Genomic DNA, 16,381 nt, shown 5'->3' on the forward strand with positions numbered 1-16,381 from the left:
TGTCGCCGAGATTGCGATTTTAAGACAATTATCTTTTCTTTCATGGGTAACATAAAGAAGAACTTGTAGAAATCACTACAAGTTCTTCTTATATTTCAAATGCAATTTTTAGAGTATTGTTTTATTCACTTCTTTATCCTCGGCTTTTGTCACAATACCTTCATTCCATTCAGCGTTAATATATTCAGTCCAATCAACATAAGTTCGACGGCGATTGTTATTTTCCATGATTGCATAACTCTCAATTTGAGACTCCATATATTTTGGGTCTTCTTCAGCTCTAGCTTGTTCCTCCGCATTTTCTTCTTGCCATTCTTCATATGCCTCTAGATCAGATAAAGTTTGCCCTTCCTTGTCTGTATTGAAAAATAAGCCTGTTCCATTTATAGGCTGACCTTCATATAATTCTCCTTTAAACTTTTTAACTTTGTATGATAAATTTAGACCATCGGCTGTTCCTGTCCATGGATGCCCATTTCTAAATTCACCTTCAAATACTTTTTTATATGAAATATATTTCGTACCATTAAGGGGATTATTATTTTTCCAAATTCCTTCGAATTCTTTTTGCCCCATTTCATTATAAGATGTTCCTCTTCCTTCTAGATTACGATGATTAATTTCTCCTTGATAACTGATTTTCTGGTTTTTATGGAATAAAGTTGTAATTCCGTTTGAAACTTTACCGTTTTTAAATTCTCCTTTATAGAAATATTCATTCTTGCCATCATCAGTCAATTTATATAAAGTTCCTTTTTTAATTAATTGTTCTTCATATGTATACTCATAACATTTTATTGTAGATTCATAATATCCATAAATAGTATCTTTAATAAACTTTTTTGAATTAAAGTGACCAGAACATTTTATATTTCCATTACTATTATAAAGCGCTCCATTACCTATAAATGCTTTTGGGCTATCACCTACAAAAAAAAGTACTCCATCTATATATGTTTCATAAACAGTTTTTCCGTTCACTAATTTTTCCTTAGGCTTTTCGGAAGAAATAAAGGTTAGACTATAAATTTTTTGTAATATAATATATAAATCAATATCAACTAATTCATCAACTGAAGACACCTTAATTTGATCCATTAATGAGAATGGAATAAAATCAGCGAATACTTCCTTGGATAGCCTCTCAATAAATTCTATTAATTCATCATTTATTTCATTTGCTTTATATTCTTCCAGTATATTTTGTAAAGCGTAAAATTGTTCATACAATTTATAAACCCTATTCAACTCTTGATTTGTAAGGCCATCCCTTAAATTAGCTACATTTTTAATCCATTCGGCGCTAAAATAAATTCTATTTATTTTAGGTTCAGTTCCGTTTAGCACACAATTTATATATATATATCTTAAATTTGAAATTCCTCGTTGAAGATCATAATAAACAATAAGTGCATTTTCTCTTACTATTTCTTTATCACGAGTTTTTTCCAAGTCCTGTAGTTGTTGAGATACTAATAAGCTACTCTCACTTACTTTCCATACTAACTTACTAAAAAAAGTTGTTGCACATAAAGCGTAAATTGCGACTAAGATTGTAAATATATATGAAAGAGCTGTTACAGAACTAGCAGTTATATTAGGCTTTCCCCGATAATCCCACATTTTGAGAACGGCTTCAATTAAATCTCCAAAAATCAAGTAAGCAGCAATAAAGGAAGCGATGAGTGGTAATATAATAATACTCAAAATTACTTTTCTGTATTTCTTGAAAAAACTAGTTTCATTTGGCATGGTATTTCCTCCAACAGATTAATTATGCATTCTATTCTACTAATATATATGATACTTATCATTAAAGTGTAGGGAAAAGTCTATCAAAACAATCTGACCTTTTAAGATTGAAACGAATATTATAAGTTCTATATGGAGTACCACCAGCATTTCGTGAATTTCGTACGCCAAAGTTTTAAATGTTTAAATTATTGGAATTGTGTCAATACCGATAGTAAGCAAAGTAGGGAAAAAGGTTGGCGCCGTAAAATATCCTTTGCGTTTTCTTGAAAGCTCGCAAATTATAAGCGCGCTTAGAAAGTAGCATGTGAATATGTACATACTGATCCGGAGTTTGGATGCTATTGCCCAGTTAGAGCATTTCTGAAAATGAAATTTGCTTACTGGGCTATTTGTGTTTTTATTTTGTGGGAATGGTGTCGCCGAGATTGCGATTTTAAGGCGATTATCTTTTCTTTCATGGGTAATTCATCGATAAATTGCTCCCAGGGTTCAACAGGGAAACATGCAAAATGGAATATAATAAGAAGAATGAATGCTTGTAAAAGAGCAGTTCTTTTTAAGTATCAAGAACTGCTCTTTTTAAGGGGAAAAGTTAACTAATAGTTAATTTTTCAACGCCACTTATTTTTTTTGCCTTTTGGACAAATGGTTTGTATTTAATGGATTCTAGATCATAGCGTTTAACATCATAATGTTCAGTCCAGAAGCCTTCGGTATTTGAACTTGGGTTATAGATTACAGCTTTATAATACGTTTCATGATTTAACCCTAGTGAAGTGCAAATTCGTTGCATTAGGTTATTATGTTCGCAGTAAGCATGTTGATCAGCGGATGTACCAGAATCAGGGTCTAAATAATTTAGAGAATCAAAGATGTGAAAAATTTTATTGGCATGGTCTACATACAAATCAAAATGATTGAATCCTGGTCCGTTATTTGCAACGTTTAACTGATAACAATCCGTATTGAGAGACTCGTATAAAAAAACAGTTTGTTCATTTGTGCTTTTCATAATATAACCTCCTGGAATAATAGTATGTTAAAACCATATCACATATAGAACTTTGATTTTGGACTTGGCTTATCAAATGGGGTAATTATAAATTTGTGTTCCAGGAGGTCATTTAAAACGGTTGTTATCTATAATTCTTCGAATCTATTAAGTTACTTGCGTATGTATAAAGCTTTTTATAATCTTCCGCATCAACAGGTGAATCTATTTGTTTCACACCACCCTCTATTTCTCTGTAAATTCTGTTAATTTCGGATGGATTATCCCATATAGTATAGAATTCTTCATTTCTATACTTATAATATTTTCCGCCTGGTTGAAATTCTTTTCTTTGTTTAAGACCGCCAACAGCAATATCAATGATTTCACCATTTAGTTTTACCCACATATGAAATTCGTGTTTTGGATTCCAAAGGTATGCTATGTTAATTGGCGGAGCAAAGTGTAATTCTCCAGCTGCTAGTTGTGAGTCTATATTGTATTTTTCTTTGAGCAAATCCCTTGTTAAATATGAAGTATAAGCACATGCATCTCCCATTTTTATATTAAATTGTTTAAATGAATCCATAATACTATTTATTATTGTTACTTTTATATGATCTGTTATCATCATAATCTTTTCTCCTTTTCAAATGTTTTTACAAACGATATCGATATCTGTTGCTCTAATCATAACATGTCAAACAGGAGAAAGAATTATCGATTTCGATGAAAAGGTTTTCTTAATTAATTTTAATCAAGAAAACCTTTTCTATTGATTAAAATTTCATGTACCGTATTTAGGTTGAGCCCCTAATCCTTCCCAAAAAACTATATAACGATGTAGTGCTTCTATGCTTTTCAAACCAAGGTGTAACTTAATTTCAACAGGTGTCATTCCTTTTTGTAAGGCGTTTAGTATCCAACGATTCCGTAACGTTGTAGGAGTGACATGAATATTTGCACGTTTAATTTCTTTTTGTAGCATCCGTTGGACACTGATTTTTGTTAGAGCTGCAGGAGCATCTTTTTCATAATTCCATCGAAATGTTTGTGGCCCGAAATCAAAAGCTACAAACAACGGATCGTCACTTTGTTGTCTTGGTCGTACAGTTTCTGGAATGTCATTTAAATAGTCTAGGACTAATTCTCTATCTTTTTTTGATAGCCTCACGGCGCGTTTGAACGCACTTGTTTGTCCTGGGGTAATAATACCTTCACTAAGTTTTAAATCGTGCATGGATAGCGAAATGATGTCCTGAATAGATAAACCATACTTTAGCATGAAACGGACTAACAGGATATTTCGGTTCAAGATGTGTATTCTTCCGGATGCCTGGTATTCTGATAATCCATCTAAACTTTTTATAGTGCGCATTAGTTTGCGTATTTCCTTGTCAGAAGCGAAGTTTTTTGATGTAAGGGGTGGAGGGGCAACATCACTTTTTAAATCGCTTGTATTACCATGAAACTGTAGAAAGTTAATTACAACTCCTTTAATCCTTTTTATGTTAGATGTAGACGCTCCACGATCTCTTTTAAGAGTATTTAAGAAACTAAACAATGTATTTGTATCGAAAGATTGAAAGACTTCTTGAGAAGGTAATGGGTGTCTTTTTTTGATCCAGGAGACAAAAATTGATAGATCGTATTGATATCTTTGGAGAGTAGATTCTTTGCGTCCACGACTCTTAAGTGAAGACAAAAACATGATAACACTTGTTTCGTAATTCATTTCTATATACCTCTCTTTTCTAAAAATCGTGTACCGCAATTATACGCTAAAAATCTTACATTAAGCAATAGGGGTTTCTTATCCCTCCTATGTTCTTCTTCCTCATTTCTTGTTTTTTCGTCGCGAAGCATCATCTAAAATAATGAGGGGATATGTTTTCTTTACTCGTAATCATAGGTCATTTTAGTCCCATTACGTGGTCGGTTCTGAAAATTCAATTTATTTTTAATACGAATGTTTCATGATTACATTTAACCCTTTATTCGCATTAATATCGAAGTGGATCAGTGATGGAAACATCAATTTTTTTAATAATATCTTCGATATTTCAAACAGAATATACTAAGGAATAAGTTTAGAATATATTTAAGAATTACTTATGGAATTACTATAGAAATGAATAGAATAGCTATAGGAATAGGCGTAAGAATACTTGTAAATTAGTTCTGTACCTATTCCTATGGTCATTCTATACTAAAATCCTATTATATCAAGGTAGATTCTAATTCTTATAAAGATCAAGATTACTGAAGTTATCCTTGAGATAGTAACTGTATTCGTAGAATACCGTAACTAATCGAAAGGCTATTAGTCTTTTAACTACAGTAAATCCGCGGCGGCCGGCAGCCCATTCATTCCATATTTCATCATCTAATCACATTTCAACATCTTTCGTATTTCGGTACGAAACACCATCCATCGTTCCTTTCATAGTATATATATCACATATATTGTACATATATTATCTTCTTATATATTCTCTCTATATAATTACTCTTTACAGTAACCCATATTGTCACAGCAGCTATACTCCCTATAGTTCTCTTATATAGAAAATGCTAGTTGCCCTTAACGGACAACTAGCATTTTCCTCCTAGTGCTGATTATTATTTTTTTGTTTATTTTTTCATGCTTTTCAAAAGAAAATATAAGCTTATTTAAGTCATTCATAATAGCTTTTAAAGGATACTATTTTGATCCACGGCCCCAAATAAACTACCTTTTGATTTTTCTTGTTTTACTTCTGTTTCTATTTTCTGTTCACTTACATTCTTTTTTTCTACAGAATGATTTTCAGGAGTTGCGACTTTTTCAACAGAAGGTTTTTCAACAGGCATATTAGGAACAGTCATAGCAGCATTACCATGTAATAAAGCTTTCATTTGATTAAATTCTTGATAAAATTCATCTTTCAACAATAAATCTCTATGCATTGCTTGTTGTGCTTCAAAACTTTTTACATCCAATACACCATATTGCTTTATAAAAAATTGTGCCAAGGTAATTAGTGATTCGCCTATATTATCTTGCTTTTCATACCAGGCCCAAAAATCAGGATCATTTACCTTTTTTAGTTTCCATCCATATTGTTCTGGTTTTTTTTCCTTCATAATTTAGCACCTACCTAAGCTAACACTTCATTTGCTAGTACATCTAAACCTTCAATGTTCATATCCACCGCATATTCAGCTGGAATCCATAGTAATTCCAATTTGTTTTTCTTACAGAATGATATTAATTCATTTTTTAAATCATCTTCTAATGCAATTGAACCTCCACCATAGATTGCAATTACTTCAGCTTCACTAGCTGTATTATTTCTGTATTTATTACGAATATCACGTAAAATGTTTTCAGCTTGAACAAAGCGAGTTTCATAGAAAAATTCTTGTGATTCTTTATGGAACTTATGCTCTGTATTTAATAGAATTTCGGCGAATTGTTGTCGAGTCAACTCTCCAAATCCCGGTCTACTTTCTTGCAATAAAGCGATTGCTTCTAGTAAAGCATGGCCAATTCCTCTACGTTCACCCGTACATGAATCAGGAATTGGATTCAATCCGTCTGTATAGATATATTCTGTTGTTCCATCACCTACATCAGCATGAAGAATTTTTTTCTTCGAGAATACTTCTACTGTTAATAGATTTTGAATCTGTTCTTCACTATACATTAGTTCGTTTTTACAAAATTCCACATATCTACTAAACATTTTATGATCGCCATCGGCAATCGCGCGGATCATTCGGTATAATGGCGGGATTCCTTCGCGTGTTACTCTTACTTTTTCAAAGGTAACTGTAACAGTAACCTTTTCTTCAGCAACATCTACAATTGCAATATGTGATTTTTCTACAAATCTTCTTTCTAATTCCCTAGCATGTTCTGGTTTCCACTCACTTGCTGGAATAGCTGTAGTTAAATTCACCTTTACATCCAGTGTTTTTGGTAACTCTCTAGTTTCTCCAAATTCCTTTTGAATCGCCTTTGCAGCAACAATACTAACTAGATGAATAATTGGCAGATCGTCTTCATGTTTTCCGCCTTCTTCAATGTCCATTGTTGTAGTATCCTTAGCGAAATTCATAGCACGTTTACCTACTAAAAATTGACCACTACGCTTAATTGAAGAACTTGTAATATGTACGTTTAAGTCATCTAATAAATTCACAACACACTTCTCGATATCTGTTTCGCTTGGAGTAAGAGGTTTAAATAAACGTTTGTATACACTAGGGATTTTTTGAACCTTATCATCAATTTTGAACTTTACTTTACTATTTCCAATATCAGCTTTTAAGTTGCATAGTACACTCACAAATATCTCTCCTTTTAATAACTATTTTATTATTTTATGAAAACTATTTAAATACGATAACATTACAAAAAAATTACTATTTAATAACTTAATTATATTTTACCATGTTCTAAGAGTCTAAGCAACCATAAAATGATTATAAAACCACAAAAATATTACTTTTTAATTACTTTTAAATAACTAAATGATTATCGAAAGGTACAAAATGATTATCGGATAGGTAAGAAATGTTGTTGGTGTACGATTGAATAACTTTTAAATACTCTTTTTGTAGATATAGGTTATGTTCTGGTTATTCAACAGGTTCTTTTTAGTTGTTAAATAGTAATCTGTTTAGATTTCAATTATGAGGATATACATAACTTCAATACACTTCCTAATTTCTGAATTCTGTTTTATAAAAAGACCCTTCATAATGTGAAATCTTATGTATAGAAAGAGAGAATACAAATATATATTGTTTTAAGCTCGTAGATTGGCTTGTAAGAGGTTTTTTGTAGTTTTATAGGGAAAATACTATTAGTTTGCTGAAATGCAGAATATGAGGTTTAGCGAATATTAGGGAAGATGTTTAAATCTTTAAGTTTTACCTTCTGTTATTGATATCTTATCTAATAAAAAAAGCAAATCTAAAATGGTGATATAAAATCTGTATTTATTACTTCTTGTTTTAAAAATAAAACCAATAAAAACAATAAATACATTAGGAAAAAAAAAGATGCAATTAGACCTTTAGTATCAAGGTTTTTTGGCGATTACACTTAGTAAATTACAAAGTAAATTCCTAAGTAATTTTCTAAGTCAACATTCTATATTATCGAATATTCAATAATAAAAGAGAATATTAGGGAAGTAAGGCCAGTTTTGCAGAGTTTAACAGATAAAAAGAATAGCGAAATATAGGGAATATAGGGAGTATAGGAGAAGTGCTAGAGGTTTAAATTGCTTAATTAATTTTGTGGTAGATAATAGATGATCCATATGAATGAAAGAGTGTTTGCCTATTTTTATGAGCATAATGATATATATGATAGATTCTTTGAAGAAAAATATATACCAATTTAGTTTTTAGACACAACAAATAGCCTTGCATACCCCTTATTTTTTTGCAAGGCTCAATATAAATATATTAAAAAAGGCTATCTATATGTAATTCCTAAAGCTTTTGTAAATACATCAAGATTTCCAATAAGGTTAAATCTATTTTGCTTTACTTCCGTTTGGTCATGACGTTTTTGTTTATTTAAATGGTCTTTATATTTAATCATATATGCTTCTTCTACCCATGCAGCAATATGGTCTATAGATGATGCTTGTACATTTAAACATTCTAAAGTTTCACAGAAAGCATCAAATTGTACTTTATCCATAGATTTTGGCATTTTAATAGCTATTTTGTAACAATCTTCTTCAGTTACATGATTATTGTTTTTAAAACGTTTTTTTGCATACTCATATAAATCAATTTGGTCAGAGCTTGCATGTTCTTGGAGTTTCTTTGGTATTTCAGAACTTGAATCTAAATTGAAATGATGAACTCCTTGTTGTCTATTGTTATTTAGCTGTTCTTCTTTAGGTTCTTCAGTTTGCTTTTTATTGAGTACTTTTTCTTGTAATAGTTTAGAAAATGTATCTGTTACTTCAATTGCTAAAGCCCATTTTTTTCTAAAGTACTCAATGATTTGTATGTAATTTGAATGGATCGCTAAAATATATACAGATGGAGCCTTTTTTCCTTCTCTACGTGTTTTAATTTGTTGGCATACACCTATTTCTTCTAGCCATGCGATGATTTCATTAATTAGAGGTTTTGAAATTCCTGATTTCTTGCTGATATAGTCTTGTCTTACTTGAGAATATCCTTCTTGCACTAGGAAAGATAAAACTGTTTCAAGAGCTTGATATCTACGAGTTGTTTCAAGAAATTCTTTAGTGGTAACACCTTCTAGGTCCCAAACAATATTATCAATTTCTTTGATGACCTTTTTAATTGCTTTATTAATAGCACCAGGTGTTTTTGAAAGATGGTGAAGTTGAGGACTTAATTCTGATTTTGCTTTGCTTAATAAAAAATTTTTTAATAACACGAAAAAACCTCCCTAATATTTCCAGCCCAGTATCGGAAAATTAGCGAGTTTTTTGTTCACAAAACTTCATTACTTATGATATAATTTAACCATAAAATAAATTTTGTGAAAAAACTCTGCTAACGTGGGTTTTCAATTGATACAGTCGCCAAACTAGAAATCAATTGAAAACGGTGGGTGGAGTTTTATTTTTTTGTCTTTTTTTTTTATAAATTGAACTTAATTTCCTTTTTATATGAAATAACTATAACATAAATCTCTTTTTGGATTATATATTTCTAGTTATATATTTTATCTTTTTTTCATGAAATATCAACTCATTGAAAAGTCTATTTCTTCCGTTTGATTAATTCTCAAAAAAAATCTCCATTAATAAACTTATTAAGGTAATTAAGGGGATTTATCCCTTTTGATTTAATAGAGTACAAATTATACAATGTTAAGGTCTGACGAGCAGAGCAATTATAATCTAGTATTTCTTTAAGGAAAAATACTTTTTTATAGTTAGCGAGCTTTTTTTATTTAAAGATATTTGGAGGGATAATAAAATTGTTATTTTCAAAGTTAATAGATTTATGCGCGCTTTATGATTTGCATAAAAAAAGAAGCAAGGAATACCAATTTTCGGGGGTTCCGGAGATGGATTCTGAAGATATTAAAGAGTTTTATAAAGTAGATCACTCAATTGATATTCAATTTTATAATGAAGTGTCGGATTTACAAAAATATAAAATCGCTAAATTTGAATATCAAAGTCTAAAAGAAAGCGGCAACCCGTTTAATGATCTGGTAAGCGGTGAAGCTTATTTAAATAAAAATGAGGATGCGCCTAATGTTATTTTTGTTCATGGCTGGCGTATGGATAGTAATGAACGTGTGAAAAAAATCTTTCATGAAAAAATGATAGATTTAGATTGGAATTTATATTATTTTACTCTACCTTATCATTTTGCTAGAGAACCGGAAGAATCATTGTTTAGTGGTGAGTATATGGTAAGTGCGAACATACAACGTACTGTCAAATCTACACAACAAGCGGTTGTTGATCTAAGAGGCTTGATTCATTGGATCAAGAAGAATAAAAAAGGACCTGTAATTTTAATAGGTGTGAGTTTGGGTGGTTTTATTACTAATTTAACGGCATTAGTTGAACCGGAAATTGATGTATTGACCTCTGTTTTTTATGCAAATCGTCTTTCATATTCAATCTGGAATACAAATCCAGGGAAATATATTAAAAAGGATTTGTCTGTTCATGGTGTTACATATGAAGAACTCGTGGAGAGTTGGGAAATTACCGAACCAAGTCAAGCTACTCCAATAATGAATCACAAGAATATTCTATTGATTTCAGCAAAGTATGATCAATACGTACATATGAAGGATACAAGTTATCTTTGGGAAGCATGGAATAAACCTACGCGATATATATATAACTGTGGTCATGCTGGAATTGTACTTAAAAGAAAACAAATTGCATTGGACACTATTGGATTTATTCGAAAACGAATATTTGAAAACGAATAATATTGGGGTGTGTATATGATAGTACTGGTGTTTTTGCTGTGGATGATGGCAGCCATATTATTTCTAACTAATCCTAAAAATGAAGAAACACGGTGGGCGAGTGCAATTGCCCTGTTTGGTGGATTTGGCGGTTTAGGAGTGATGCTCGGAATAGGGCCAGATCGTCCAGAATTAATTTTATGGATAGATGCAATTGCAACATCATGGGGACATTATTTAACGCCTTATGCTATCTGGATGTTTGGAGTTGTGTTTTCAGGAGTGTTTAGGACTAATTCACATCTAAAAAGAATACTAAGGAATGTATTCTTTTTAATTCCAGTCTTCTATATGTATAGTATTGATCAAATATATCCTGAGTTTAAAACCCATTATGTCATTTTGGCTTATTGGACAGTTCCTTATGTTATGGGAACAAATATATTAATGATTTATTCTACCTTTCGCGAGACAAGGCCAGCTATAAAGAAAAATAAAATATTTACATGTGTAGTTATTCTTCCGGTAAATACTTTTGCCTTGGTTACAAATATTATTTTGGAAGCTTTGGGTATAAAGGATATATGGTTTTATAATCCATTGGTTATTGCCTTTCAGTTTGTTATATTTGGGTACCTTATTATAAGATATGGTTTTTTAGATGTTAAAATTCGTTTCGAAAGGCAGCATAGAGATACCACTATGAAGGCTGTTGCATCTGGAACCGCATTATTGAATCATACGATCAAAAATGAAATAGCAAAAATTGATTTTTTAGTCAGTCAGTTAAAAGAACATAATTTAACTGAAAAAGCTAATGAGAGTATAGAGTTAGCCCTTAATAGTACTCAACATGTTTTAGAACTTTCAGCTCGTATCCAAAGTAAATTAGACGTTATGAATTTAAAGGAATCACAATTTTGGCTATCAGATAATATTGAATCTACATTAGCTTTGCTTCAACCGTATTTAAATTCAAATGTACAGGTTATTAAGCAGTATGAAGTAGATGTAAAAGTACACGGTGATCCCATACATATACAAGAAACCTTATTAAATATCATTAAGAACGCTTTAGAAGCAATGGGTAATGACGGGAGATTATTAGTTAAGCTTTATAAAACTAGACGAAAAGTATATATAGATATTACTGATAGTGGGAAAGGGATTCCAAAAGACAAACTAGATCAGGTACTAAATCCTTTCTTTAGTACCAAAGGTACGAAAGGAAACTATGGATTAGGTCTTACATACTCCTATAACGTAATGCAGAAGCATGGTGGCGATATTTCTATTAAGAGTAAAGTTGATCAAGGGACTACATTTACTTTGTCACTTCCAGCCAGGAGGGTTCTTAAAATTAATGAACAATTTAATATAGATGGGAGATCGTAAGGGATGACTATAATTAGATTGGCCGTTGTTGAAGATGATCCAGTATGGATGAAATGTTTGTGTGAGTATATAGAGAAGGAAAATGATTTAACAGTTATTGAAAAAGCTACGACAAAAGAAGAGGCTTTTTCAATAAATATCGAAAATATAGATGTGATACTACTGGATTTAACATTATCTGATTCAAGTGATAATGAAAATTTAAATGGATTAGAGGTTGCAAATCATTGGAATGATAGAGGCTTTAAAAATATTATCATGTTGACTTCTTGGGAAGAACAAGAAATTATTTTGGAAGCATTCGATAATGGCGCTATAAATTATGTGACTAAAACCTCATATAGAGACATTCCAGGCACAATTAGAGATGCATATCAAGGTAAGGTAAGTATTCATTCGGATGTTTCTTTTACACTTGTTAATGCTTTGAAGACGGAAAGGAAAATGAGTGTTTTAACACCTTCGGAGAGGGAAGTATATAAGTTAAAAGAAAAAGGCTTAAATAAGAATCAAATCGCTGATATGTTGTTTAAATCAGTAGAAACTATAAAAAAACAATTTAAAATGATTAATAGTAAAATAAAAAAGTGATAGTTTAAAAATCGTAAAAACATTATATCGTAACATTTAAATCACGGTTCGGGAAGGGGTGTTTTTTTAACCCTTCCCGAATTTATTTTAGGCTCGTATCATATATACAGTAATTTAATTATTCGATATCGAATATTAAGGGGCTGAGTACAATGATAACTATGATAAGAGAAGCAAGGTTGCAGAAAGGCTGGACTCAATTAGATTTAGCAAAAAAATCCGGTGTTCCACAACCGACTATTTCTCAAATTGAAAGTGGGGAAAGAAAATACCCTACTTATCAAAATATCAAGAAAATAGCTGAAGCTCTTGGGATAAAGACCGAAGAGCTTATGAAAGAATAGCTATTTGTATGACGGTTGAACGACATCCAATTGTACAAACAATATCGTTCAATCGTCATATTTTTATTTAACGTATTTAGTATTTAATGTCACCATAATTTCTATGCCGAATTTAAATGAATTCCGTAATCTGATTAAATGTAATATTCAGTGGAGGGAGATTTATGCAATTTAAAGAAATTGATCAGCAGTTCATTGAAAAACAAATAGAAAAAGACTTGTTTGAAGACGTACTGAATAATCAAGAAAATCCAGTAGAATTTTTCTATGAGATTCTAGATGTACTTCAACAATTTGAAAATAAAGGGTAGAGTATCCTGAAACAGATACCCTACCCATTTATTTTTCGTTATGATCTTCATTGTTTTCTTTTATTTTTTTTAATTCTTCATCTTCAGCATGTGCCGTGAAATTTAAGTAATTGACATATTTGATTAATTCTTGTTTAACCATAGGTTTTTTGCTATCTGGAATATTCTTGTATCTTTCATATATTTCATTGGCCAATTGAGAGACTACTTCTTTCTTTTGTGCTTCATTATCAAAAACTTGGTGGTTTAACATATAATCGATGCTAACTTTGAAATAATTAGCTACTTTTATTAACATATCGAAATTTGGTTCTTTATTACCAAGTTCCCAAGAAGATATGGCGCTTCCTGTTACGCCAAGTTCTTTACCTAATGCGTTTAAGCTTAACCCCTTTAAATTCCTTAAATTTCTTAAATTTCTACCAAAAATGTTGTCTTCCAATCCAATCAACCTTTCGTACTTTATTGCGATTAGTTGAAGTCACTTCACTTGTTTTATTCCGTTGGAATAAAAATGTTCTTCTAACTGTTGATGTTTGATTAATAATCAAATAGAATATAGACAAGGAGGTGAGCATTTGGCTTTGTCAAATAAAACTAATTCAACAGTTTTACGAAAAGTTAGAGAAGAAAAAGATCTAACTGTACAAGAAGTTTCTAAGGGTACTGATATTCCTGAAAACACTCTTTATAGCATTGAAATAGGCAGAAGTGGTGTTAATGCTAAAAGGGCTAGGAAAATAAGTACATACTTAAAAGAGCCTCTTGAAAGACTGTTCGAATCTAGTTCATATTATGCCAAACTTGAGGATGAACACCCTCGTTAGCTAATCGCTTTAAAATATTTAAATTTTATCATTATGTATACACTTTTCTATTGTAAATGATAAGAAGAGTTTATAAGCATTGATAAGATAAAAAAATATTATTTTATTATTATTTTTCTTTTATTGATAGTAAATACCTTCAAAGGGGGGAGTTTATGGAAAAAGAAAGTAGGCTTACATTTTATGATGTATCTTGTAAAGCTCACTCTGTAAAAACTTTTGATGGGAAAACATATCAGTTAAAAGGTGCTGTCGCTATCGAAAATAAAACAGGGGAGATCGTAAAAATAGCCCAAGTATATTATAAGGTACGATCAGTAGTGGATAAAAATAATAACCTTATTGCTAAAAGGAAAAATCCAGAAGATGAACTTGTAGCGATAAGAAAACCCAAAAAGATTGCAGAGTAAGTTGAAGTTTAGCGATTTTGAAGTGTGCTGTGAGAGTATTTTAAGATTCCGTTTGAATGTAATATCTTTTGGTGGGGATTCCACTTGGAATTTTGTAAACAGCACAAATTGATCCTTTGATAAATGAATATTGCGTGCCGCCCTTGATATGGTCACTAGAGGGTTAGGTCGACGAGTAGAGTTTGGTGAGTGGAACTTAAAACTCATCTGTGGCCGTAATTTAACAGTGTATCGATGATCTGATTGATATAATCGTGAGAAATATCCCAAGAAGACGTTTCGATGAAGCGATCAATATCAAAAGGTAGATATACGAGGTTCTTCGTACATGCCGAAAACGTTGTGCTGTGTGAGGCTGTTATAAGTTAGAGTGGGAATAACTTATAACAGCCTCATACGAGGTCGTCAATCTAGCCATAATTGACAAAATTTTATTCTTTTACTTTATACAAATTGATTATTCTCAAGTAGACTTCAAAATCGCTAATTATAAGAAATTAGATTTTATAGGTGGTGATGTTAAAAATTCGTGAACACCTTGATATTATATACAGTTTACATGAGTTTAAATGTTTTTATGGATTTAAAGTATCTGATTACTAAAAACTATTGGCACTTAATATTTTTTAGTCTTTCAATAGTTCTTTGTGTAATTCAGAATAAGAATGTGTTAGCTCTACTCGTAATCGCAATTGTTGCATTAATAATTGGTGTGTTAATTAGAGAAAAAATGCCACTGGCTAAGTTTTCGCCTGGAGATACAAAAATGATAGTGATTTCATCTATGTATTTATATATCTTAGGGTCTTTGAAGATACATTGGCTATTGATACCGATTTTATTACATGTAACAGTATTCATTTTATCAGCAGTAATATATGGGTTAATTGTGATTTTATTGTTTGTAAAAAAATATATATTTACCAGAACAATAAGCGGCTACCATTCCTTTAAATTTCTGAAGATTAGCATTGAACTAACAACAGAAGGTTTGAAAATAATCAGTATGAGTTACCGTTTTCCGGCAGCAATCTCTATAATTGCTGGTTTTATGTCGCTAGTATTGTTACAGTGGTAATATATTTTGTATTATAGGTATATTAAGATGAAATATTAAACTGGAGGATTAATCATGAAAAAAACAATTCTAACTACAACAGCAGCATTAACAATGATGGGAACGGGTATGGGAATCAATGTTGACCATATCAAGCCAGCTGAAGTTAAAGCTGATACTATATCATTCTATGATGTACCAAATAACCACTGGGCGACTAAAGCAATCACAAACTTAGCGAATAGAAATATTGTTGCTGGTTACGGTAATGGACAGTTTGGTTTTGGCGATAATGTAACTCGTGGCCAAGTTGCTCGCATGATCTATAACTACTTAAAGCCAGCGGATGCGGGTAATTTCAAAAACCCATTTAGCGATATTAAAGGGCATATGTTTGAAAAAGAGATTCTAGCACTTGCTAAAGTTGGTATTATTAAGGGGTATGGAGAAGGGAAATTTGGCCCGGATGATATCTTAACTCGCGAACAAATGGCGCAGGTACTTACAAATGCTTTCAAATTTGAGGGAACTAAAAATACATCATTTGTAGATGTTGATAAAAACTCTTGGTCGTATAAGGCAATAGGTGCTTTAGAAGAGAAGGGAGTTACGATTGGTACAGGTGGTAATATGTATTCACCAGCATCAGTTGTAACACGCGAACAATATAGCCAGTTTTTATTTAATTCTATTAATGTAATAGAAAAAGAGAAAGAGACTAAGCCAGAAGAAAAACCAAACACTGGCGGAGAAGTTAAGCCAGAAGAAAAACC

General features: G+C 31.4%; 17 protein-coding genes. 9 read left to right on the plus strand and 8 right to left on the minus strand.

Going from position 1 to position 16,381, the window contains the following annotated elements; all coding sequences use genetic code 11:
• Window positions 1–108: 108 nt before the first annotated feature.
• The 7 genes from BLT20_RS28665 to BLT20_RS28705 form a co-directional block, all read right to left on the minus strand.
• A complete protein-coding gene (locus tag BLT20_RS28665) occupies window positions 109–1,752 on the minus strand; it encodes a toxin-antitoxin system YwqK family antitoxin (protein WP_061685300.1) in 1,644 nt (547 codons plus the stop codon).
• 595 nt (window positions 1,753–2,347) lie between these two features.
• Window positions 2,348–2,767, minus strand: a complete 420-nt coding sequence (locus BLT20_RS28675) for a hypothetical protein (protein WP_061685298.1) — start codon at window positions 2,765–2,767, stop codon at window positions 2,348–2,350.
• Between the two features lie 124 nt (window positions 2,768–2,891).
• Entirely contained in the window at window positions 2,892–3,380 is a 489-nt protein-coding gene (locus tag BLT20_RS28680; protein WP_061685297.1) for a hypothetical protein, read from the minus strand.
• Window positions 3,381–3,533: 153 nt separating this feature from the next.
• Complete coding sequence (locus BLT20_RS28685) at window positions 3,534–4,481, minus strand: tyrosine-type recombinase/integrase (protein WP_061685296.1); 948 nt, start codon at window positions 4,479–4,481, stop codon at window positions 3,534–3,536.
• Window positions 4,482–5,440: 959 nt separating this feature from the next.
• Complete coding sequence (locus BLT20_RS28695) at window positions 5,441–5,872, minus strand: hypothetical protein (protein ID WP_061685295.1); 432 nt, start codon at window positions 5,870–5,872, stop codon at window positions 5,441–5,443.
• Window positions 5,873–5,886: 14 nt separating this feature from the next.
• Complete coding sequence (locus tag BLT20_RS28700) at window positions 5,887–7,080, minus strand: ParM/StbA family protein (protein ID WP_061685294.1); 1,194 nt, start codon at window positions 7,078–7,080, stop codon at window positions 5,887–5,889.
• A gap of 1,139 nt (window positions 7,081–8,219) precedes the next feature.
• The gene (locus BLT20_RS28705; protein WP_061685293.1) at window positions 8,220–9,167 is read right to left on the minus strand and encodes a hypothetical protein; all 948 of its coding nucleotides are present in this window, start codon (window positions 9,165–9,167) and stop codon (window positions 8,220–8,222) included.
• Between the two features lie 549 nt (window positions 9,168–9,716).
• Between BLT20_RS28705 and BLT20_RS28710 the strand changes: the two genes are divergently transcribed.
• From BLT20_RS28710 to BLT20_RS30690, 5 genes are all read left to right on the plus strand, one after another.
• Complete coding sequence (locus BLT20_RS28710; protein WP_073340373.1) at window positions 9,717–10,694, plus strand: alpha/beta hydrolase; 978 nt, start codon at window positions 9,717–9,719, stop codon at window positions 10,692–10,694.
• Between the two features lie 15 nt (window positions 10,695–10,709).
• Complete coding sequence (locus tag BLT20_RS28715) at window positions 10,710–12,068, plus strand: sensor histidine kinase (protein ID WP_061685291.1); 1,359 nt, start codon at window positions 10,710–10,712, stop codon at window positions 12,066–12,068.
• Between the two features lie 3 nt (window positions 12,069–12,071).
• Window positions 12,072–12,659, plus strand: coding sequence for a response regulator transcription factor (locus tag BLT20_RS28720; protein WP_061685290.1), 588 nt, complete (start codon window positions 12,072–12,074; stop codon window positions 12,657–12,659).
• Between the two features lie 152 nt (window positions 12,660–12,811).
• The gene (locus tag BLT20_RS28725; protein ID WP_061685289.1) at window positions 12,812–13,003 is read left to right on the plus strand and encodes a helix-turn-helix domain-containing protein; all 192 of its coding nucleotides are present in this window, start codon (window positions 12,812–12,814) and stop codon (window positions 13,001–13,003) included.
• A gap of 164 nt (window positions 13,004–13,167) precedes the next feature.
• Window positions 13,168–13,314: a hypothetical protein gene (locus tag BLT20_RS30690; RefSeq protein WP_001159719.1), complete on the plus strand. Its 147-nt coding sequence runs from the start codon at window positions 13,168–13,170 to the stop codon at window positions 13,312–13,314.
• 28 nt (window positions 13,315–13,342) lie between these two features.
• Here BLT20_RS30690 and BLT20_RS28730 read toward each other — a convergent pair whose 3' ends face one another.
• Window positions 13,343–13,756: a helix-turn-helix domain-containing protein gene (locus BLT20_RS28730; RefSeq protein WP_061685288.1), complete on the minus strand. Its 414-nt coding sequence runs from the start codon at window positions 13,754–13,756 to the stop codon at window positions 13,343–13,345.
• Between the two features lie 136 nt (window positions 13,757–13,892).
• Here BLT20_RS28730 and BLT20_RS28735 point away from each other — a divergent pair, with 136 nt between their 5' ends.
• The 4 genes from BLT20_RS28735 to BLT20_RS28750 form a co-directional block, all read left to right on the plus strand.
• Window positions 13,893–14,141 carry a helix-turn-helix transcriptional regulator gene (locus tag BLT20_RS28735; RefSeq protein WP_061112679.1) on the plus strand — a complete coding sequence of 83 codons (249 nt, stop codon included), beginning with the start codon at window positions 13,893–13,895 and terminating at the stop codon, window positions 14,139–14,141.
• Window positions 14,142–14,296: 155 nt separating this feature from the next.
• Window positions 14,297–14,551: a hypothetical protein gene (locus tag BLT20_RS28740; RefSeq protein WP_000410279.1), complete on the plus strand. Its 255-nt coding sequence runs from the start codon at window positions 14,297–14,299 to the stop codon at window positions 14,549–14,551.
• 559 nt (window positions 14,552–15,110) lie between these two features.
• On the plus strand, window positions 15,111–15,629 hold the full coding sequence (locus BLT20_RS30855; RefSeq protein WP_016097469.1) for a hypothetical protein: 519 nt from the start codon (window positions 15,111–15,113) through the stop codon (window positions 15,627–15,629).
• A 54-nt stretch (window positions 15,630–15,683) separates the two neighbouring features.
• Window positions 15,684–16,381 (plus strand): S-layer homology domain-containing protein (locus BLT20_RS28750; protein WP_073340378.1); only part of this gene is annotated, 698 nt, incomplete at its 3' end.

This window comes from Bacillus sp. cl96 (assembly GCF_900100505.1).
GTDB lineage: Bacteria > Bacillota > Bacilli > Bacillales > Bacillaceae_G > Bacillus_A > Bacillus_A cereus.

Bases quoted from the DNA above. Each gene is read 5' to 3' on its own strand.
- BLT20_RS28665 (WP_061685300.1), bottom strand. From the start codon at position 1,752: ATGCCAAATGAAACTAGTTTTTTCAAGAAATACAGAAAAGTAATTTTG.
- BLT20_RS28675 (WP_061685298.1), bottom strand. From the start codon at position 2,767: ATGAAAAGCACAAATGAACAAACTGTTTTTTTATACGAGTCTCTCAAT.
- BLT20_RS28680 (WP_061685297.1), bottom strand. From the start codon at position 3,380: ATGATGATAACAGATCATATAAAAGTAACAATAATAAATAGTATTATG.
- BLT20_RS28685 (WP_061685296.1), bottom strand. From the start codon at position 4,481: ATGAATTACGAAACAAGTGTTATCATGTTTTTGTCTTCACTTAAGAGT.
- BLT20_RS28695 (WP_061685295.1), bottom strand. From the start codon at position 5,872: ATGAAGGAAAAAAAACCAGAACAATATGGATGGAAACTAAAAAAGGTA.
- BLT20_RS28715 (WP_061685291.1), top strand. From the start codon at position 10,710: ATGATAGTACTGGTGTTTTTGCTGTGGATGATGGCAGCCATATTATTT.
- BLT20_RS28720 (WP_061685290.1), top strand. From the start codon at position 12,072: ATGACTATAATTAGATTGGCCGTTGTTGAAGATGATCCAGTATGGATG.
- BLT20_RS28725 (WP_061685289.1), top strand. From the start codon at position 12,812: ATGATAACTATGATAAGAGAAGCAAGGTTGCAGAAAGGCTGGACTCAA.
- BLT20_RS30690 (WP_001159719.1), top strand. From the start codon at position 13,168: ATGCAATTTAAAGAAATTGATCAGCAGTTCATTGAAAAACAAATAGAA.
- BLT20_RS28740 (WP_000410279.1), top strand. From the start codon at position 14,297: ATGGAAAAAGAAAGTAGGCTTACATTTTATGATGTATCTTGTAAAGCT.
- BLT20_RS30855 (WP_016097469.1), top strand. From the start codon at position 15,111: ATGAGTTTAAATGTTTTTATGGATTTAAAGTATCTGATTACTAAAAAC.